Annotated in this window: 1 protein-coding gene and 1 pseudogene; both read right to left on the bottom strand. The window is 54.5% G+C overall.

Annotated elements, in window-relative coordinates; all coding sequences use genetic code 11:
- Positions 1 to 250 (bottom strand): hypothetical protein (locus AC1RP4_RS07605; protein WP_481763212.1); only part of this gene is annotated, 250 nt, incomplete at its 3' end.
- Between the two features lie 211 nt (positions 251 to 461).
- Positions 462 to 747, bottom strand: a pseudogene (locus tag AC1RP4_RS07600) (hypothetical protein); the annotation flags it as partial.

The raw sequence follows: 747 nt of genomic DNA, 5'->3' as shown, positions 1-747 counted from the left end.
GGTTTTCCTTGTAAGGCTTCGCGGTCAGGGCTCGACGCTTCTTAGCGCGATTGATGATGCGACGCGCCACTTCCCATTCTGCTCGCGAGTACTCCGGGCACGTGTGATTGGTCTTGTCAAAATCGCACCACGCGAAAAAATGGCGAACGAATCCGGATCGATTCATCTGGGCTCGCATAAAATCAGCCATCGCAACACCCAGCTCACGGTGCGCCTCGTCATGCACAAACACGGCGTTCCCCGCGCTCATGCCAGTCTCTCCAGTTCAGCGGAGCATCCGCAGCACATGCACGTACGAATGCCAGAAAAATCAGTTCGGTGTTCGATGTATTCGTCAAACATTTGCAACCACTCGGATGCCTCGCGCACCCGTGTCTGATTGCGCGTCTGACGATCCTTCTCGTAGTCGAGAACGAAATTCGTTACAGCCTGAACCATGTCAGCTCGAAATTCATGCAGGTTCATGCGGCATCTTCCTCCGCTGCCGGGCTCCGAAGTGGCTCGTTAGCTTCGGCAAGGCTGACCCAGCTACATCCTTGTGGGTCCCGCAGGTGTTGGATCGGATGCAGCGTCTGCGGCATTTCGAATGGGCATGAGTACTCCCACCACTCGGAGCCATCATACTCACCCCGATGCATGGATTGTCCGTCGTTAAACACGATTTCGATATCACTCACAACCTCTTGCCCACCATAACCAGAATCGTATTCGAAGTCGGCAATGGTCTGAAATTCGTCCCATGTGCAC

This window comes from Dellaglioa sp. CoH-56-MRSF-10 (assembly GCF_056782175.1).
The sequence above is the reverse complement of the archived record's forward strand: the minus strand, read 5'-3'. Positions and strand labels throughout refer to the sequence as shown.